Source organism: Paenibacillus sp. JDR-2 (assembly GCF_000023585.1).
In the GTDB taxonomy this organism is placed as follows: Bacteria; Bacillota; Bacilli; order Paenibacillales; family Paenibacillaceae; genus Pristimantibacillus.
Genome location: NC_012914.1, coordinates 4,990,172 through 5,009,313 on the forward strand (window position 1 = coordinate 4,990,172; position 19,142 = coordinate 5,009,313).

Sequence of the window (19,142 nt, forward strand, 5' to 3'; positions counted from 1 at the left end):
ACATTAAATTTGTCGAAAATTGTAGACTGTTAAAGCGTAATGACCATAATAAGCCTAATTTGCTCTGTTTTACAAGCATTTACGACCGTTCACGGCTTCTGCTCTTGTAGCCAAGGTTTGTCCGATATGATAAACTCAAAGGTATGACATTACATGGGAGGGACTAGCATGGCGCCTAAGAAAATGAGATCAGACATGATCAAAAAAGGATTTGACCGCGCACCACACCGCAGTCTTTTGCGGGCAGCAGGCGTAAAAGAAGAAGATTTCGGTAAACCGTTTATCGCGGTTTGCAACTCTTATATCGATATTATTCCAGGTCATGTTCATTTGCAGGAGTTCGGCAAATTGGTTAAAGAAGCAATTCGCGAAGCAGGCGGCGTGCCGTTCGAATTCAATACAATCGGCGTAGACGACGGTATCGCGATGGGTCACATCGGGATGCGTTACTCGCTTGCCAGCCGTGAAATTATTGCGGACTCCATAGAAACAGTAGTTAACGCACACTGGTTCGACGGTATGGTCTGCATTCCTAACTGCGACAAAATTACGCCAGGCATGATGATGGGTGCCCTTCGTGTTAACATCCCAACCATGCTCGTAAGCGGCGGACCAATGAAAGCCGGCAGAACATCCGACGGCCGTGCAATCTCCCTGACTAGCGTATTTGAAGGCGTAGGCCAATATATCGCTGGCACAATTGATGAAGTAGGTCTTACTGAATTGGAACAATTCGGTTGTCCGACTTGCGGATCTTGCTCCGGCATGTTTACTGCAAACTCGATGAACTGTCTGGCAGAAGGTCTTGGCCTTGCAATGCCAGGTAACGGTACGATTCTTGCTGTATCGCCCGAGCGTAAAGAGTTCGTTAAAGAATCGGCTCGCCAGCTGATGAAACTGATCGAACTTGGCATCAAACCACGTGATATCGTGACAAAAGAAACAATCGACAACGCATTTGCTCTTGATATGGCTTTGGGCGGTTCAACAAATACCGTTCTGCACACGCTTGCTATTGCGCATGAAGCTGGTATCGAATACCCAATCGAACGTATCAATGAAATCGCAGAACGCGTTCCGCATCTTGCGAAAATCGCTCCAGCATCCGATTACCACATCGAAGATGTTCATGTTGCAGGCGGCGTAAGCGCCGTTATTAATGAGCTGCTCAAAAAAGATGGCGCAATGGATGGTACACGTATAACTGTTACCGGTAAAACACTTCGCGAGAATGTTGAAGGCTGTGAAATCCTAGATACAGATGTTCTCCGTACGATCGACAACCCGCATAGCGAACGAGGCGGTCTGGCTGTATTGTTCGGCAATCTGGCTCCAGGCGGCTCGATCGTTAAAGTCGGTGCTATCGACAAAGTGGTTGGCGGCTACCATAAAGGACCTGCTATTTGCTTCGATTCCCAAGACGATGCTCTTGCAGGCATCTCGAGCGGCAAAGTAAAAGAAGGCCATGTTGTCGTTATTCGCTACGAAGGACCTAAAGGCGGTCCTGGCATGCCGGAGATGCTTGCTCCAACATCGCAAATCGTTGGTATGGGTCTTGGCACTAAAGTCGGCCTCATCACTGACGGACGTTTCTCGGGCGCATCCCGCGGGATCAGTATCGGTCACGTATCTCCGGAAGCGGCTGAAGGCGGCCCAATCGCCTTTGTTCAAGACGGCGACATCATTGAGCTGGATATGAACAATCGTGGAATTACTCTGATGATCAGCGACGAAGAAATGGAAAAACGTCGCGCCGCATGGCCTGGCTTCGAACCAAAAATCAAACGCGGCTACTTGGCTCGTTACTCCCACCTGGTTACAAATGCAAGTATGGGCGGCGTAATGAAGATGTAGTTCGCAGAATTTGAGTTGAGCAGCTCCTTTTGGGGCTGCTTTTCTTTTTTTGGATTGTTTGTAGCATGCAGCACTCCACAGAAGAATATTTCTTCCGATCGCCATTGCTCGCAGATTCCTTGAATCAAATGAATATCGGTTGGAATCTGCTCACAAAAGCGAACGCTCCGCTTCTCCAGAAATATTCTTCTGCTCCGTTGGAGCAAACTGCAGCAGCAATAGCCACGTCGCTGACTCCATTCTGCTCCTTGGGGGGAGAAGGAATATACTGCGCCTGACTTCTAAGTTCAAGTTATAGCACTACGTTACAAAATATCTTCACTCCACTTTGCTACACAAATTGGGGCAAGATAAATCCCCACACAACCTGCGGCATCGTTAGGATGGTTCAAAATGGTACGAATGAGTGGCTTAGCGATATGGCACATCGTTAAGGAATTAAGAAGCAGAAAAAGGGACAAAAAAGCCTGGCAGTCGTTGACTGCCAGGCTTTTTTTAGATAACTGACGGGTTGCTGTCCATTTCGGAAGCATCCGAATTTTCAAGGGAAGGTGCCGACTTCGCCGCAGCCACTTCCTGATGAGGCTTAACGCCTTTCGTCGTGGAAGCATGTGCGCCGTTTACGGCGAACATCAGAAGCTGCTCCAGCGGCATCAGCAGCATATGAGGCTTGATGGAATCCCGCTTTGCTTTACCTCTTGCATTTCGCTGCTTATTGGTAAGAACGCTAGTAAGGATCTTCAAGTATATCCGTGTTGCACGCGCGAACATACCATCCGGCAGCGGCTCCACCTGGAACCCCAACCGGTCCGCGCCGCGATGGATCATGGTCACGCCATAAATCGCGCGTACTCCCTCTACATCCGGATCTTTAGCAAGCGTTCTCGCCAGAGCCGGCAATGCCTGTTCCATCTCCCGGAGCAGCCGAATACCAGTGGATAATGGCGAGCTCGACTGCAAAGAAATCGAAGACAGCATCTTGTTGTCGAAGTGCAGCTCTACAATTTTGTCTCCGTTCTTTAAGTACCCGTTATCCGCCAGCTTAACGGGCTCCCCGTGGTACTTGATAACACGGTAATGGAATACCGCATCCTCGCCCCCCACCGTTTTCAGCCGGAAAACAACGTGGTACAGCTTCTCGTAGAGGAGCCATGCTCCAACCATTGCGTTCTTTATCACGGAACGTTTAGGCGTTTTGTCTGACAATTTCATCATCTCCGCTATGCCGACAAACCGAAAGCCCCGCTTCGTCGCTTCGTCCATATAAGCTTTAAGGGCAATCAGCATATTCGCCGGTGCTGTTGGATCCGCGCCTGGCGTACGGCCGCAATCATGAAGCAGCAGTACCTCTCCGGGACGCATCTTCTTCATCATTTTCTGCTTAAGACGCTCGGCGCCAAGCTTAACGTTCCAATCCCCGAAAATAGCCGACCACAATATGATTTGCATCTTATTGCGGTTCATGAAATCAAATACGTTAACAATCCCCCATGGCGGCCGATAAAAAGCGGAACGGATTCCGACGGCCTCCCGTATTACGTCTGAGGTACGATCGATCTGACTGCGGACCGTCTTTGGCCTCATAAACCAGTTGGTCTTATGAACATAATTATGAATAGCGATTATATGACCTTCCTCATGCATTCTCCGCAGTATTTCCGGATGCTTCTCTGCATGTGAGCCTACTACAAAAAAAGTGGCTTTCGCCTTATAACGGGCAAGCAGATCAAGCAGCTGGGGCGTATATTCAGGATCTGGACCATCATCGAAGGTTAAAGCGATCTCGCTTGCAACATGGCCTTTCTTGAATACACGGAATCCGAAAACACGGCTGATTAGCGCAGGGATAAAGGCATACAAGGACAAGAAGTAAAATGCCCAAAGCAGCAATTGTAACATTTTGTATTCCCCACCGTTTATGAAAGTTATAAACACGATACCTTTAATTGTACCATATGAGCATTAATTATAGGCATCGTTTTAAAAATTATAGTACAATCACAACAGGGATTTGATTCCTGTACGAGAGGAGATTATTGTATGCTTCCGTTTTACAAGAAATACTGGCGTACCGCATTCGACATAGCGCTTATTGCCCTTACCGTCTATCTGGTTATGTTCGCCTTCAGCTATCTGTACAAAATCGCAACACCTATTTTCTTTGCATTTGTGATTTACCTGTGTATCGAACCGCTGGCCAAGCGGCTGAACAAAATCGGGATTAAAAAATCGATCGCTTCCGGCATATCGGTCCTGGTATTCTCCCTTATTATTATTGGCCTTTTTTCCGGACTAGCCTACATCATTACAAGCCAAGGCGCCGACTTCATTAAGGTGAAATTGCCGCAGTACCAAGAGCTGTTCAAGGAGCAAGTGCAAGATGACTCCAGTGTGTTTCAGCAGAAGCTCCAGGCTCTTCCTCCCGAATGGGTCGAAAGGATTACCGAGTACATCAACGGAGCAACCGAATATTTGCCGAAGCTAGCCAATATTATTTTCACCGGTTTGATCGGATATATTTCGTCTTTTTCTACTTTTTTGTTCAACTTCGTAATCGGGATTATTTTGGCGTACTTCCTCAGCATCGAGATTAAAATTTGGAAGAAAACCGCCAATGACAAAACACCTAACACGTTCAAAAAAGCTTTCTTCTTCCTTAGAGAAAATGTATTTAAAGGAATTGGAGCTTATGTGAAGGCTCAGGCAAAAATGATGAGCATTACATTCCTCGTTATTTTCGCGGCGCTTCTTATTCTGAGAGTAGAAAATGCATTCGCCATCTCCTTTACGGCCGGGGATTTTCGACGTATTGCCGCTTCTTGGCGTAAGTACGCTGTTTATTCCTTGGATCATTTATTTGTTCCTGGTTGGCCAAACCACGCTTGCCGTTTGGCTGTCCGTTCTCTTGATCGCTGTAGTTCTGACGCGCCATATCGTAGAGCCCAAAATTACGGGCGATACGCTTGGCGTATCCGCCTTCACGATGCTATCCTGCATGATCGTATCGCTGCATTTGTTTGGCGTAGCAGGCGTAATTCTATCGCCAATCATCATTATTCTGATCAAAGCGCTGTACGAGCAAGGCTTCTTCCACCGCTGGATCCGCACGCCGCAAGGCGAGTTTGACGTCCATCCGTTCCCGGCTGCCGCAGAGGAAGAAACCGATGGCAAGCAGCCTTCAACGGGAGTATAAGGCGAGAATATCCATCACGCCGCGAAAAAGCTCCGTTGCCTGGTTCCTGCTGTCAGGCGGACGATTCTCCGCCAGCACCGCAACCGCATAACGGGGCTTCTGGGCCGGACCGTATCCCGTGAACCATTGGTTCACGCGAGGCGCTCCGGCCCTTGTTATTTCGGCGGTGCCGGATTTGCCGGCTACCGCCCACAGCCCTTGGCGGATCGACCGGCCTGTTCCATGGTCGACAACCGCCTCCATGCCGCGAAGCAGCTTACGCGCGGTGGCCGGACGAATCCGGCCATCCGCCGCAGGAGCGCTCTTCGCGGGCATGGTCACCATCCGCTGGCCGTTGGCATAGCGGATTTCCCGTACGAGGCGCGGCTCCATCACGCGCCCGTGGCCCAGCAGCGTGACGACCAGATTCGCCGCCTGAAGCGGCGTCATCAATACATCACGCTGCCCAATGGCGGATTGCGCCATTACGCCGCCATCCGTCTTTACGCCGGCCACAGCCGGGAATAACCGCCCGGCTTCCTCTTCGCCAAGCAGCCGTAGCGGATGGCGGAACGGTCCAAAGGCCCGTTCCGAATGCCAGCCGGCCTGCTTCCCGATCCCTAATGCAGCTGCCGTTCGCTGCAGCTGCTGCGCGCTTAACCGCTCCGCAATGGTCGCAAATACGATGTTGCATGATTGGGCGAGTCCCTCCTGCAGCGAAAGCGTGCCATGCCCGCCCTCTTTCCAGCAGGACAAGCCGTATTTGCCGTATTCCCCGTTGCAAGTAAAACGCTCCTTTTCGTTCGTCACTCCCGCTTCCAGAGCAGCGGCTTCGGTAACCAGCTTAAAGATTGAGCCGGGCACGGCCGCCTGAATCGCATGATTGGCCCACTCCTTCTCGTTATCCAGCTGCAGCGGCTCCATCTGCGGCCTGGAGATCATCGCCACAATATCTCCGTTCTTCGCATCCAGAACAACAACCGCCCCTTCCCTTAGCGGTTTGGCATCGATATAAGCTTCAAGCCTGTTCTGCAGTTCAAGATCAAGCGTGGTCTGAACCTGAAGCGGATAATACGGATTCCCCGGCCCCGTAACGCGGTAATTCAAACCTAGCAACGGCCCCTTGTTGCCGTCTGTAAAATAAGAGACGGAGGTAGCGCCGGCACCATGCAGGAGATCATCCAGAGACTTTTCAAGACCCGAACCGCCTATCAACTCATTAATTTTCCGTTTGCCTGATTCAAGCTCCTTCGCATACGCCAGCTCTAAATGCTCCGGATGCTGGCTGATATATCCGAGCGCCTGCTTAGCGGCAAATGCGGTTAAATACCGGTTCCGGTATGGCAAAGCCCGTACACCGTTCAAATGAAGCAAAGCCAGCTTCTGCAGCTGCTTGTCCGATAAACGGTAAGGAAGCTTCTCTTTCCCGCTATGCCAGAAGGACGGCTCCCGCAGCTCCTGCCACCAGCTTACGAGCTGTCTTTCGGTTACATTCAGCATCGCGGCAAGCTGCTGCACATTCTGATGCCACTTTTTCTCCGCTTCAGAATCCCCGAACTTCATATTCACGGGAAATAAGGCAAGCGTATAATACGTCTCCCCCGTAATTGGCCTGTTATACCGGTCTACGAAATCTCCCCGGCCGGAATCCAGCACAAGATTACGTTCGCGCTGCATAACCGACATCCGCTTCCAGCTGGTCCGGCTCATCGCAGCGGCTGCGTTCTTATGCCCGTAGCCGGGCGTCAGCTGTAACCAGGCAAGCCTCGCAATAAACCCGGACAAAATAAAGACAAATAATAACCCGATTACAGCAATACGTCTTTTCATGTAAGGCGCCTCCAGTCATTAGACATTATCACCTTACCGAAGCACAAAAAAACCGTCCAAAAGGATCTTTCATCCAATTGGACGGCTTACGATTAATCGATTTTGAAACGGGACAACGATTCTTTAAGTCCGCGGGATACGGCATCCAGCTTCTCGGACAGGTTAACCAGCCCGTTGCTGATGCTAAGCTGCTCGGTGCTAAGCGACGCTACTTCTTCCGAAGTAGCTGATGACTGCTGCGCAACGGCGCTTACATTCCCCATCGCTTCCGTTAACACTGCTTGCGATTGATCCAGCATGGTGATCGAATTCGTTACCGAATCCAGCTTCTGTACGAATTGCCCCATCTGGTTCTGTACGGTGAGGAAGAGCTGATTCGCTTCTTTAACCGAACCAATCTGTTCTTGGAACAGCGGATACGCATCCGACAATACCGTAACCGTCTCTTCGATCTGCGTCATGATCGTCTCCGTAATCTGGCCTACGACATCAATGGATTGACGGGATTGATCCGCCAGCTTGCGGATCTCGTCGGCTACGACCATAAAACCTTTGCCTGCCGCTCCGGCACGTGCCGCTTCAATAGTTGCGTTCAGCGACAGGATGTTCGTTTGCTTGGTCAGATTGTTGAGTACGTCTAGAATCTTAACGATGGACCCAGTGCTAAGCTTAAGACTATCTACCTTTTCTACCATGGAACGGGTCATTTCTTCCGTCATGCCCGTCTTCTGAATAAGAAGACCCATATACGCTGTACCTTGCTGGCTGGCCTTCTCCACTTCGCCGGCAGATTCAACCATATGGCCGGTTGCATCCATAACCGACTTCATTTGATGATTGATATTACCTGTCAGATCGCTGCCTCTTTCCGCCTCAACAGCGAGGCTGGATGCGCCGCTTGCGATCTCTTCCGTTGCAACGGAAATCTCTCTTGCCGAGATGGCCGTCTTCTTCGACACATCGGTCAGCTCGCCGGCTGTAGACAATACTTCATCAGCGGACTGTGTGGTTTGTTTGGCAAGCGCCGTAATCTGAATCATCATTTTGTTAAAGCTCTCGCCAAGCTGACCGATCTCATCCTTGCGCTTCGTTATATTCGATCGAACCGTCAAATTGCCGCGTTCGCCTTCGTTCATCAGATTGCGCATCGCCATTAGCGGCATTGCGATGGTGCGGATAACCAGCATGCCGATAGCAATTGCGATAAACATCGCAACCAAGGCTATCAGCCAAGTCATCTTGTTGATAACGCCGGCATCTTTCACAAGCTCGTTAACCGGTATTGTGCCTACCAGTCTCCAGCCTGCCGTATCCAGCGTCTTGAATACGGACAGAACCTCTTCCCCTTCAGTGGACTTCTCTTTAAGCGAGCCTTCCTCATCAATATTCAGCTTTACTACATTGCCTTTGCCGATAAGGCTGTTATCCGGGGCTGAAATGTACTTATTGTCGCTGTCTACCAAATAAATTTTGCTGCCTTCGCCAAGCGAAATATCTTCGTATTTCTCTTGGATATCCTCGAGGTTGAGCTCAATCAACAGGATATAAGAAGCCGCATTGGTTGTTGTATTGTTCATTTGTCTGCTGAGACCTATTGACGGCAGCTTGTCCTTTGTGCCGAAACCGGTCGGCTGCGTTTCAATCCAGTTAACGCCGCCTTTTGAAGTTTTGGTTTTCTCGAACCAGTCCGATTTCATCAGATCGGGTGCTACGGCAACAGAGGCCGTCCCGTATGTGATGGTCGGAAGTTTATCGTCCAGCGGCAGCAAATAGGCACCGATAACGGCTTTGTTGCTCATCACCGCATTTTGCAGGCGTTCTCCCAAATCCTTCTGTGCTTCAAACAAATCGAAAGCTTCCGTACTGTCTTCCAGAGTAGAAACAAGCTTATGGAATTCTTTATCGATCATGATCTGCATGGACAGATCCTCATAAGTCTTCAGAATAATATCCAGGTTCGCCGAAGCTTGTACAATCGTCTCGAAGCTTGCGCTTGATACTTTATCCTCAACGATGGTTTTCGTCTTCGAGTAGGCCATTTGACCCACAACCAATACGCACGCAATAATACTGACGAATATAATCAGGAACAGCTTTGTACCTACCGACTTTAACGGGTTGGAGAAAATGGATGTGAAAGTCTGCGTTACTTGCTTCGTTGTTTGTGCGGTAACCGCCTGCGCTTTTGATTGCGCTTTCATATTTTGCGGTTTCTCTTTAACTTTTTTAGGTTTGTCCGTTTTCTTCATGCAAGACACCGCCTCTTTATCGTTATGTAGTTTGTCAACTGGATCGGTCTAGTTCTATTACCCTATATTGGCATGTACAGTCCTATTATTTTATATCGGTCGGAAAATGTCAATTGATTAGTAGATTCAAACAACTATTTTTTCCCAATAAAAAACAAGGAAGGACATTTGTCCTTCCTTGTCGATATTATCCGCCCTATTTCGCAGCTGTTTTATTGCTTGTTTCGATATTTTTCAGATGCTCTTTATACGTTTTGGCAAACAGATGAGTCTGCGAGCCGTCTTTTTTGGTGACGTAATAGAAGTAATCATTTTTCTCCGGATATAAGGCCGCTTTAATCGAAGCAAGGCTTGGGCTTGCAATCGGTCCCGGCGGCAGTCCGTCAATCTTGTACGTGTTATAAGGACTATCGATCTGCAAATCCTTCTCGTATAAGCGTTCCTTTGGTTTATCCAGCAAATACTGAACGGTCGCATCGATCTGAAGAGGCATTCCTTTCGCCAGACGGTTATAGATGACGCCGGCCACAACCGGCCGCTCTTCATCCACAACAACCTCTCTCTCGATCAGCGAGGCAATCGTAAGCAGCTGATGGAGCGTCAGCTTGCGCTCGGCAAGAACATCCGACCAGCCCTCGGGCAAAGTGTCCAGCTTCGTATCCAGCTCAGCCATCATCCGCTTGAGGATATCCTCTTCCGTACTCCCCTTCTTCAACTCGTAGGTTTCCGGGAACAAGTACCCTTCCAGCCTGTGGTGAAGCTTGTCGTCAGCCGGGATCGATTTAACGGCCTCCGCGCCTTCCCAGCCTGGGGCGGAATCCGCAAGCGTGAGGAATTTATGCTTATCAATGAGTTTTTCTTCCGACAGCTTATCTGCAATCTGAAGCAATGTAAAGCCTTCCGGAATCGTGAACCGGATCATGGACTCGGCTACGGTATCCCCGCTGTTCAGCTTAGCGATAATCTCATCATTTTCCATGCCCGGACTTAGATCATAGACACCAGCTTGGAAATGCGAGCCTTCGTTCTTCGCCTTCAAGTAATATTTAAACAAAAAAGAGTTCTTGATAATGCCGTGCTCTTCCAGCGTATCGGATACCGTAAATGCCGAAGCGCCTTTTGCGATTTCAATTCGGACAGGTTCGCCAGGAGCTGTCGGCTTTAACCCGTTCCAAACATACAAAAAGACACTCCCTGCTCCAATAATAAGGAGAGCGAGGAGCGATAAAATAACCCACATGGCAATACGGCCTGCCGAGGGTCCTGATTTTGAATGCTGCTGTCTCGATTGCACCAACCGCGTTCCTCCTAAAATGAATTATCACACTAATGGCCATATTTAGGCCATTGTGATGATTCATTGCATCGTAAGCATAAACTTTGATTTATCAAAAAGACTATATTTCATCAGTTTCATCCATTTTCCGACAATAATTTCCTTCAAAAGCCTGAGAAAAAGAGCGGTGGGAGCCGCTCTTTTTAACTTGCGTATGCAATTAAGGCATTTCATCGTTTGCGAACAGAAGATCATCATAAGCTTCCGCCGCAAGTTCCCACTCATCATCGTCCTCAATCGTTTCAAGCTGGGGTTCGCCGTTATCGGTCAGAATGACGCGGAACAGCTCAACCTCCTGCTCTTTCTTCATGTCAGGCGACTGCAGAGCGGCATAAACGTACGGGCCAAGCTGAAACTCCGCCTTGATCTCGAATTTGTCGAGACTCCCATGTTCAGAGACCAGCTCGATTACATTCCCGAAGCCGCTCTTGCGGAACCGGAATAATGCGCTCGTCATCCGCCATTAATTTTCCTCCATCTCGCCGAGAAGCGTGTTGAAGGTTTCTTCAACCATGTTCCACTCTTCTTCGTCTTCGATCGTATACAGCTTAAGGTCGTCGCCTTCTTCTTCATAACGGAAAGCGTATACTTCATCTTCCTCGTCATTTTCGCTTGCAAGCGGAACAACCATCATATATTTCGAATCAGAGCCATCCACTTCAAACTTCATGATGACTTCGAATTCTTCTTCGTTGCCGTCTTCATCCGGAATATAAATAATTTCCGGTTCTTCGAACTGCAGGTCATCCTTTGTCATCGCAACCCTCACCTTTTCGTTTTAGAATCGAGATAATTTTGCAAAATAAGCGTTGCCGCCATTTTGTCTATTACTAGCTTTCGCTTCTTCCGGCTAACATCCGCCTCTAGCAAAGTCCGCTCGGCGGATACCGTTGTCAGCCGTTCATCCCAAAGGTGAACAGGCAAGTTTAGTGTTTGCTGAAGCTGCTCTGCGAATGCCATACTTATCTCGCCGCGGGGGCCAATCGTATTATTCATATTTTTCGGCAGTCCCACAACGATTTCCGTTACTTCATGCTCTTTCACCAGCTCGGCAATCCGATCCATTTCGCCGCCGTCCCTGCGCTTGTGAACGGTTTCCAGTCCCTGCGCGGTCCAGCCGAACGCGTCGCTGACCGCAACTCCGATGTTGCGGTCACCGTAATCCAAACCCATTGTCCTCATATCCGGCTCCCAATTCTCATTTCTTGTTGTTCAGATAAAACCGGACAAGCTCTTCAATGAGTTCATCACGTTCTTTCTTGCGAATTAAGCTTCTAGCGTTGTTATGCCGTGGAATGTAGGCGGGATCTCCGGACAGCAAATACCCAACAATCTGATTGATCGGATTATACTCTTTCTCCAGAAGCGCCTCATGCACCGTAAGCAAAATGTCTTGTGAGGAAGATTCGCCTTCCGCCTTCACATTAAACTTCATCGTGTTGTCCATGGAATTCATCGCCAGCACCTCGCTTTCCAACCGCATTTATTAACTAGTTTATTACATTTACACTGCTATCATATCACATTTGATTGGTTAAGAACCAGTTCTTCGGCAAGTTTCAAAGCTTCGTCCAGCTTCGAAGCGTCTTTGCCGCCGGCTTGTGCCATATCCGGACGTCCGCCGCCGCTGCCGCCGCAATGCGCAGCTGCTTCTTTGACGATCTTGCCGGCATGGAAGCCTTTCTTCACCAGATCGGCCGATACGGCTGCAACGAGGCTCACTTTGTCCTCTTGCACGGCGCCAAGGATAATAACCGCCGAAGGCAGCTTCGCTTTCAATTCGTCTGCGATGCCGCGGAGAGCATCCATTGTAGGGGCGCTGACCTTCGCGCTCAATACGGTTACGTCGCCAACGGTTTTCGCGTTTTGCTCAAGAGAGCCTGCTTCGATACGGCTCAGCTTCGCCTGCAGCGATTCATTCTCGCGGCCCAGCTCTTTTACTTGCGCGAACAAAGCTTCAATCCGTTTTGGAACATCGTTGTTATTTGCTTTAAGAAGCGCCGAAGCCTGCTTCAAAAGGTCAAGCTGACCTTCCATATAGCTGTAGGCATGGCGGCCGGTTACTGCTTCAATACGGCGTACGCCGGAACCGATGCCGCTCTCGCTTACAAGCTTGAACATACCGATCTGGGACGTATTCGCTACATGGCAGCCGCCACAAAGCTCAATGCTGTAATTGCCGACTTGTACGACGCGCACGATGTCGCCATACTTCTCGCCGAACAAGGCCATAGCGCCCATTGCTTTTGCTTCTGCAATTTGCTTGCTCTCGATAACAACAGGAGTTCCAATCCAGATTTGCTCGTTGACCTTGCGTTCGATTTCCGTCAGCTCTTCGGGCGTAATGCTGCCGAAATGGGAGAAGTCGAAACGCAGTCGGTCTGCTTGTACAAGCGAGCCTGCCTGATTAACATGATCGCCGAGCACTTCTTTTAGTGCTTTGTGCAGCAAATGAGTTGCCGTGTGGTTCTTGATGACATCCTCGCGTACCGAACGGATAACGACGGCTTCCACAGTCTCTCCTGTACGAACGGTACCGGAAGCGACCACGGCATGATGCACGCTTTGGCCATGCGGCGCTTTTGTCACGTCTTCAACCTGCAGCGTAAATCCGTTGCCTACGATTGTACCTTTATCGCCGATTTGACCGCCGCTTTCCGCATAGAAAGGAGTGCGGTCGAGCAGCACAAGAACGCGGCTGCCTTCGCCTACGAGATCTACCAGGGAATCTTCATGGACAATAGCTGTGATTTGGGCTTCCGTTACCAGTTCATTATAGCCAACAAATTCACTTTTAACCGTAAAGTCGGCAAGCGGACCGCCTTGCACGTTCATGCCGCCTGTATCCTGACGGGCTGCACGCGCACGCTCGCGCTGCGCTTCCATTGCAGCGTCAAAACCTTCGCGGTCAACGGTCATGCCGTTCTCGGATGCAAAGTCCTCCGTCAGGTCAAACGGGAAGCCGTACGTATCGTACAGGCGGAATGCGTCCTCGCCGCCGATCTCCGTTGTACCCGCTTTGCGTGCTGTTGCTACCAAATCGGACAGCATTACTAGACCGTCGGACAAGGTTTCGTGGAAACGCTCCTCCTCCGTACGGATAACACGCTCGATAAACTCGCGTTTGTCGACAACCTCCGGATAGTAGACGCCCATAACCTCGCCAACAACGGAAGTCAGTTCATACAGGAACGGACGGTCGATGCCGATTGTTTTTCCGTAACGAACGGCACGGCGGAGCAAACGGCGGATAATGTAGCCGCGGCCTTCATTGGAAGGCATAACGCCGTCGCCTACCGCAAAGGCAACCGTACGGATATGGTCGGCGATTACTTTCAGCGCAACGTCATGCTCATCATTCACATGGTATTTCACGCTTGCGATTTCGCAAGTACGTTCAATGATTGGGATGAACAGATCCGTATCGAAGTTGGAATCCACATCCTGCAGGATGGAAGCGAAACGCTCGAGACCTGCGCCCGTATCGATGTTTTTGTTCGGAAGCGGCGTGTAGCTGCCGTCTTTATTATGGTTGAACTGGGAGAATACAAGGTTCCATACTTCGAGGAAACGTTCATTCTCGCCGCCAGGCCAGCATTCCGGATCGTTCAGATCGCCGTACTTCTCGCCGCGGTCATAGAAAATTTCGGTACAAGGTCCGCAAGGGCCCTCGCCGATATCCCAGAAATTTTCATCCAGCTTGTAGATGCGCTCAGCCGGAAGGCCGATCTTCTCGTTCCAGTACTTGTATGCTTCTTCGTCTTCCGGATATACCGTAACGGAGAGGCGATCGGGATCGAAGCCGATCCATTCTTTGCTCGTCAGGAACTCCCAAGCCCAAGTAATGACTTCTTCTTTGAAGTAGTCGCCGATGGAGAAGTTGCCCAGCATCTCGAAGAACGTATGGTGGCGGCGGGTTTTGCCGACATTCTCGATATCGTTCGTACGAATGCATTTTTGCGAGTTCGTAATGCGCGGATTGTCAGGGATGACGCGTCCGTCGAAATAAGGCTTGAGCGGAGCCATGCCCGCATTGATCCAGAGCAACGACGGATCGTTGTGAGGGACTAGCGATGCGCTTGGCTCGATATGATGTCTTTTGCTTTCGAAGAAGGAAAGCCATTTGGAACGAATTTCACTTGCTTTCATTGTTAATAACCTCCGTTAAAATTTGAGTTGAGATCAGCATGACGGGCACTACGAGAAAGGTTGAGCCTTTGGCCGCTGTTGTTTTTGAATTTCTTGAACGATATGTACAAGGTTGAAATTCAAAAACAAAGGCGGACGCTACCGCTCCAAAAGCTTCAACTTTTCTCTCCGTGCTCCAACGCCGCTCACTTCTTCAAACCTTTAATAGTCTGTTTTGAAACATAAAAAAGTCCCTGTCATTAGACAGGGACGAATTTAATATCGCGGTACCACCCTGGTTATTGCCGAATGCAATATACACCGCACTCAAAAGCAATCTCCTCGTATGGACGATAACGGGTCCTCCCGGTGAAGTTCGTTCACACTCCGAAAGTAGCTTTCGGCCATTCTTCGTCCGAAGAGCTCTTACAGCCAACGCCCAAAGGCGAAGAAGCTCTCTCTCTGATTGACGGGCTATGGCGTACTTCCTTCCATCAACGCTTTGCATGTGTTAGTTGCTGCAACTGTCTAAAGTATATCGGCCAATGTGACGTCTGTCAAATGGTCTTTCGCCTGACGTAATAAGCGAAGATATGCTGGACGATCACTTTAAGCGCCGCAAAGATCGGAACCGCCAGAATCATCCCGACAATGCCGGCAATCTCCCCTCCGACGAGCAAGGCGAAGATGATCGCCAGCGGATGAATATGGAGCGTGCGCCCAACCACTTGCGGGGACACGACATTGCCTTCAAGCACCTGGCACGCCATGTTGACGATAGCGACAAACAGCACCATTTTCATAGAAATCGTTGATGCAACGAGAAGGGCCGGAGCCGCGCCAAAGAATGGACCCAAATACGGGATAATGTTCGTAACGGACACAATGCTGGCGAGCAGCAGCGGATACGGAAGCCCAATGATGATATACCCGATATAAGCGAGTATGCCAACGATGATACAGACGATAAACTGCCCCCGAATGTAGCTTCCCAGCGCCGTGTCAATATCCTTGAGGAGCCTGACGGCGTGCTTGCGGTGCGACTTCGGAACGTAGGTAATAACCGTCCGCTCGAACAAATCGAAATCCTTCAAAATATAAAAAAGCCAGGAAAGGGATGATAAAGGCGATAAATACCGCATTCACGACAGACCCGATATTGTTAATGAAATGGGATACGGTATCCGACAGCTTCTTCTCCATCTGATAAATGGACTTGTTCATCCCGTCCCGGATACTGTCCGGCAAAAAGGAAGTATTGTTCAAATCGGTCACGAGACTTTCCGCGCGATAGGTCAGATCCGGAACATGGCGATTCAACTCGTCCATCTGTTCCTTGAACATCGGGATCACATTAACTAAAATAACGGCCAGCGCCGCGCAGAACACGGCATAAATCAGCAGCACCGCTGCCGTCCGCGGAACCTTCCGCTGATGCAGCATCGTCACAACCGGATTCAGCACGTAAGATACGATCATTGCGATAATAAACGGGGCGAGAATCGACCTTAGAAACACGTAAAGATGAATAAAAATAGGTTTTACCAACAGCAGCAGATACAGGGCTAGCAGCCCCATAATGATATAGACCAGCCACGCAAACAGACGGCTCTTCGTCAACCGTTCCACCGTCTTCACCCCCGCTTGTTTCATCACCGTAAGCCAAAAGATTGACAGAGCAATCTGCTTCAGTATATGTACAAGCGGTCCATTTCATCCATGAATGCCTAATTCGTATTTATTCCGCTACGATCCAGTTCATCTTCTTATCCATGTATTCCGACCATTCCGCGGGAAGAGGCTCCTCGCAGACAACCGTATCAAGCTGCGCCAAATCCGCAATCTTGTACAGCCGGTTTGTACCGAACTTGCTGCTATCCGTAAGAATGATGCTTTGTTCGCTCTTTTGCATCATGGTCTGAACGAGAAGCGCCCGGCTGGAGTCAAAGCTTGTTATTCCCTGCTCCGGAGAGATGCCGTCAATGGAAATAAAAGCTTTGTTCACAAAAAAATTTTCCATAAACTTCTCTGCCAAAGAACCGGATATCCGGTAATGACGCGGATCGATTTTGCCGCCGATAAAAAAGACGTCGCCCGAGAACATTTCTTTATTCTGATAGTCCAGAATCATATTCAAACCGGAAATGGAATTGGTTATGATCGTCAGATTTTTCTTGTATAGAAGATAGGGAATCATCTGCAGCGTTGTTGAGCCGTCATCGATAACGATCACGTCATAGTCTTCTACCAGAGCGGCAGCAGCCCTGCCGACCCGCTGCTTCTCCTCTACCCTTAATACCTCGCGTTTCAGATGGGAGAGTTCCTCGTAGACAAGAGTCATCTTTACTGCCCCGCCGTATACGCGCTTAAGCCGGTTCTCCGACTCCAGCTCTTCCAGGTATCGCCGGATTGTTTCCGATGAAACGCTGAAACGTTTCACCAGATCATTCGTTTGGACTTTTCCCGCATCATTAATGATGTCCAGTATCTCTCTTTTTCGCTCTTCTCCGATTAGCGACATAACGGGCGCCCCCTTCTTCCGATTCTCTATACGAAATCCATTTCTACTTTTTCCCCGCTAACGGACAAACTCCTCCCATTGCAGGACCGACTTCTTGTTAGTTTGTGGATTTGATTGGTTCTATAGGGTAAAAAAAACGGCTTACCAGAACATCTCGTTATTGATCACCTGCAGCAGCTTCACGATATCATCTTTATAGATCTCGCCGATATTGCCGATCCTGAACGTGTCAGCCGAGCTGATTTTGCCGGGATAAACTACAAAGCCGGCTGCTTTTAATTTGTCATAAAGCTCTTCGAAGCTGAAGCGCTTGCTGGACGGATAATAGAAGGACGTAATAATCGGAGAATGAAGCTCCTTCGGAAGCAGGGCGCAGAAGCCTAGCTGAGCCATTCCTTCTGCTAGCAGCTGCTGGTTCGACTTATACCGTTGATGGCGCGCTGTTATGCCACCCTCCGCCTCCAGCTCGACTAAAGCCTGGTCAAACGCCCGCACCACATGGGTCGGAGAGGTAAAGCGCCATTTGCCTCCGCCCTTTTCCATCACGGCCCACTGGTCATAAAGGTCGAGCGATAATGATCTTGCTTGGCCTTCGCAAGCGAGAAGCGCTTCCGTTCGCGCAATGACAAATCCAAAGCCGGGAACGCCTTGAATGCATTTGTTTGCGCTGCTGATTAGAAAATCAATCCCCAGCTCCGCTACGTCGATCGGGATACCGCCAAAGCTGCTCATTGCATCCACAATAAAGTTTTTATTGCGGCTTTTAACGATTTTCGATACGTCAGCGATCGGGTTCAACATGCCCGTTGTTGTCTCGCAATGCACCATGGCGACGTGGGTAATATCCGGCTCAGCCTTTAGTCGTTCCTCAACTGCGGGAGCTTTCACGCATTCCGTCTCGCCGAAGTCCAGCACGGAGGTAGAAATGCCATACACAGCGGCCATTTGGGCAATCCGGTTGCCATAAGCCCCGTTGGTAAGAACCAGCAGCTTACCGTCTTGCGGAACAACCGTACCAATGACGGACTCCACGCTGAAGGTGCCGCTGCCCTGCATCAGCACCGAAGTATAGGACTCGGGCGATGATGTCGCCAGCTTCACCAGACGGGTTCGAATGCTTTGCACCAATCCGTTATAATCCTTGTCCCAAGTACACCAGTCTCGAAGCATCGCTTCTTTTACGGTGTCCGAAGTCGTGAGCGGTCCGGGAGTCAGCAGCAAATATGGTCGGTTCATGGACGTTCCCCTCTCTCCATACGAGCGTTGATTTGCGCGATGAGGCTATCCAGCTGTCCAATTCGGTCAATGACATAATGGGCGCCCGCGGCTTGAAGCCTAGCCGCAACGGCTGCTTTGCGTTCAGAGAGCTCCGCATCTTCGCATCCGTTCACTTCTTCTTCCGTCATGCCAAGCTCGCTGCTGCCTACAATTACGCCAACCGTCCAGCAGCCCGCGTTTACGCCTTCCAACATATCGCTTACGGTATCGCCGGCTTTGACAATGTGATGCATCGGATATACGCCAAGCATCTCCGCGTTCCGGTAGATCATCCAAGGATACGGTCTTCCGGCAGATACTTCCGTAGGCGTAACGAGAGTATCCGGCTCATAGCCTTGTTCCTTGGCTCCTTTGCAAACCACATCCATCATCGCTCTTGTATAACCGGTCGTAGAACCAATGGCGATTCCTTGGCTGCGCAATCTGTCCGCAAGCTCAACCGCTCCCGGGACTGGCTTCGCATAGTCCTTTAAAGTGCTGAACAACAGCGGTTCAAAGTCCGCGTACAACTCATCGATATCTGCTTCGCCTGGCTTTCTTCCGTAAAGACCTTCCCAAACACCGGCGATTCTCTCCATTTGGCACATAGCCGCGATATGATCCCGCTTCAGCATGCCCATCGGCTGTCTTGCTTCCTCAACCGTTACCTGAACTCCCTTGCGCGCGAAGACCTCTACAAAAACGTTAAGCGGTGCAAAGCAGCCGAAATCGACCATGGTGCCTGCCCAATCCAGCATGACTGCTTTAATCATCATTCATCTCTCCTTATTGATT

14 protein-coding genes and 2 pseudogenes are annotated in these 19,142 nt (G+C 49.8%); 3 read left to right on the top strand and 13 right to left on the bottom strand.

What is annotated here, in order from left to right:
• Window positions 1-168: 168 nt before the first annotated feature.
• Window positions 169-1,854: a dihydroxy-acid dehydratase gene (ilvD, locus tag PJDR2_RS21845; RefSeq protein WP_015845897.1), complete on the top strand. Its 1,686-nt coding sequence runs from the start codon at window positions 169-171 to the stop codon at window positions 1,852-1,854.
• A gap of 495 nt (window positions 1,855-2,349) precedes the next feature.
• On the opposite strand, the gene PJDR2_RS21850 is transcribed toward ilvD, so the two are convergent.
• A complete protein-coding gene (locus tag PJDR2_RS21850) occupies window positions 2,350-3,753 on the bottom strand; it encodes a polysaccharide deacetylase family protein (RefSeq protein ID WP_015845898.1) in 1,404 nt (467 codons plus the stop codon).
• 216 nt (window positions 3,754-3,969) lie between these two features.
• Between PJDR2_RS21850 and PJDR2_RS33760 the strand changes: the two are divergent.
• Window positions 3,970-4,587, top strand: a pseudogene (locus tag PJDR2_RS33760) (AI-2E family transporter); the annotation flags it as partial.
• Window positions 4,588-4,621: 34 nt separating this feature from the next.
• The gene (locus PJDR2_RS33765; RefSeq protein WP_322597421.1) at window positions 4,622-5,047 is read left to right on the top strand and encodes an AI-2E family transporter; all 426 of its coding nucleotides are present in this window, start codon (window positions 4,622-4,624) and stop codon (window positions 5,045-5,047) included.
• Here the strand turns inward: PJDR2_RS33765 and PJDR2_RS21860 are convergent.
• The 12 genes and pseudogenes from PJDR2_RS21860 to phnX form a co-directional block, all read right to left on the bottom strand.
• Window positions 5,033-6,856, bottom strand: a complete 1,824-nt coding sequence (locus PJDR2_RS21860) for a peptidoglycan D,D-transpeptidase FtsI family protein (protein ID WP_015845900.1) — start codon at window positions 6,854-6,856, stop codon at window positions 5,033-5,035. The two genes, PJDR2_RS33765 and PJDR2_RS21860, sit on opposite strands and share 15 nt — an antisense overlap.
• 92 nt (window positions 6,857-6,948) lie before the next feature.
• Window positions 6,949-9,105 carry a methyl-accepting chemotaxis protein gene (locus PJDR2_RS21865; protein ID WP_083778178.1) on the bottom strand — a complete coding sequence of 719 codons (2,157 nt, stop codon included), beginning with the start codon at window positions 9,103-9,105 and terminating at the stop codon, window positions 6,949-6,951.
• 196 nt (window positions 9,106-9,301) lie between these two features.
• On the bottom strand, window positions 9,302-10,399 hold the full coding sequence (gene mltG, locus PJDR2_RS21870) for an endolytic transglycosylase MltG (RefSeq protein ID WP_015845902.1): 1,098 nt from the start codon (window positions 10,397-10,399) through the stop codon (window positions 9,302-9,304).
• Between the two features lie 202 nt (window positions 10,400-10,601).
• Complete coding sequence (locus PJDR2_RS21875) at window positions 10,602-10,898, bottom strand: DUF1292 domain-containing protein (RefSeq protein WP_015845904.1); 297 nt, start codon at window positions 10,896-10,898, stop codon at window positions 10,602-10,604.
• A gap of 6 nt (window positions 10,899-10,904) precedes the next feature.
• Window positions 10,905-11,198 carry a DUF1292 domain-containing protein gene (locus PJDR2_RS21880; protein WP_015845905.1) on the bottom strand — a complete coding sequence of 98 codons (294 nt, stop codon included), beginning with the start codon at window positions 11,196-11,198 and terminating at the stop codon, window positions 10,905-10,907.
• A gap of 8 nt (window positions 11,199-11,206) precedes the next feature.
• The gene (gene ruvX / locus PJDR2_RS21885; protein WP_015845906.1) at window positions 11,207-11,623 is read right to left on the bottom strand and encodes a Holliday junction resolvase RuvX; all 417 of its coding nucleotides are present in this window, start codon (window positions 11,621-11,623) and stop codon (window positions 11,207-11,209) included.
• Window positions 11,624-11,639: 16 nt separating this feature from the next.
• Window positions 11,640-11,897: an IreB family regulatory phosphoprotein gene (locus PJDR2_RS21890; protein WP_015845907.1), complete on the bottom strand. Its 258-nt coding sequence runs from the start codon at window positions 11,895-11,897 to the stop codon at window positions 11,640-11,642.
• A gap of 59 nt (window positions 11,898-11,956) precedes the next feature.
• Window positions 11,957-14,590, bottom strand: a complete 2,634-nt coding sequence (gene alaS, locus PJDR2_RS21895) for an alanine--tRNA ligase (protein WP_015845908.1) — start codon at window positions 14,588-14,590, stop codon at window positions 11,957-11,959.
• Between the two features lie 536 nt (window positions 14,591-15,126).
• Window positions 15,127-16,198, bottom strand: a pseudogene (locus tag PJDR2_RS21900) (AI-2E family transporter).
• 109 nt (window positions 16,199-16,307) lie between these two features.
• Window positions 16,308-17,090 carry a DeoR/GlpR family DNA-binding transcription regulator gene (locus tag PJDR2_RS21905; RefSeq protein WP_015845910.1) on the bottom strand — a complete coding sequence of 261 codons (783 nt, stop codon included), beginning with the start codon at window positions 17,088-17,090 and terminating at the stop codon, window positions 16,308-16,310.
• Window positions 17,091-17,231: 141 nt separating this feature from the next.
• Window positions 17,232-18,326, bottom strand: a complete 1,095-nt coding sequence (gene phnW / locus PJDR2_RS21910) for a 2-aminoethylphosphonate--pyruvate transaminase (RefSeq protein ID WP_015845911.1) — start codon at window positions 18,324-18,326, stop codon at window positions 17,232-17,234.
• Window positions 18,323-19,123 (bottom strand): phosphonoacetaldehyde hydrolase, encoded by an 801-nt coding sequence (gene phnX / locus PJDR2_RS21915; RefSeq protein ID WP_015845912.1) that lies wholly within the window; start codon window positions 19,121-19,123, stop codon window positions 18,323-18,325. The genes phnW and phnX overlap by 4 nt, the downstream gene beginning before the upstream one ends.
• Window positions 19,124-19,142: the final 19 nt, after the last annotated feature.

Excerpts from the sequence above, each read along its gene's own strand:
- ilvD (WP_015845897.1), top strand. The coding sequence starts at position 169 with ATGGCGCCTAAGAAAATGAGATCAGACATGATCAAAAAAGGATTTGAC.
- PJDR2_RS21850 (WP_015845898.1), bottom strand. The coding sequence starts at position 3,753 with ATGTTACAATTGCTGCTTTGGGCATTTTACTTCTTGTCCTTGTATGCC.
- PJDR2_RS33765 (WP_322597421.1), top strand. The coding sequence starts at position 4,622 with ATGCATTCGCCATCTCCTTTACGGCCGGGGATTTTCGACGTATTGCCG.
- PJDR2_RS21860 (WP_015845900.1), bottom strand. The coding sequence starts at position 6,856 with ATGAAAAGACGTATTGCTGTAATCGGGTTATTATTTGTCTTTATTTTG.
- PJDR2_RS21865 (WP_083778178.1), bottom strand. The coding sequence starts at position 9,105 with ATGAAGAAAACGGACAAACCTAAAAAAGTTAAAGAGAAACCGCAAAAT.
- PJDR2_RS21875 (WP_015845904.1), bottom strand. The coding sequence starts at position 10,898 with ATGACGAGCGCATTATTCCGGTTCCGCAAGAGCGGCTTCGGGAATGTA.
- PJDR2_RS21880 (WP_015845905.1), bottom strand. The coding sequence starts at position 11,198 with ATGACAAAGGATGACCTGCAGTTCGAAGAACCGGAAATTATTTATATT.
- ruvX (WP_015845906.1), bottom strand. The coding sequence starts at position 11,623 with ATGAGGACAATGGGTTTGGATTACGGTGACCGCAACATCGGAGTTGCG.
- PJDR2_RS21890 (WP_015845907.1), bottom strand. The coding sequence starts at position 11,897 with ATGAATTCCATGGACAACACGATGAAGTTTAATGTGAAGGCGGAAGGC.
- alaS (WP_015845908.1), bottom strand. The coding sequence starts at position 14,590 with ATGAAAGCAAGTGAAATTCGTTCCAAATGGCTTTCCTTCTTCGAAAGC.
- PJDR2_RS21905 (WP_015845910.1), bottom strand. The coding sequence starts at position 17,090 with ATGTCGCTAATCGGAGAAGAGCGAAAAAGAGAGATACTGGACATCATT.
- phnW (WP_015845911.1), bottom strand. The coding sequence starts at position 18,326 with ATGAACCGACCATATTTGCTGCTGACTCCCGGACCGCTCACGACTTCG.
- phnX (WP_015845912.1), bottom strand. The coding sequence starts at position 19,123 with ATGATGATTAAAGCAGTCATGCTGGATTGGGCAGGCACCATGGTCGAT.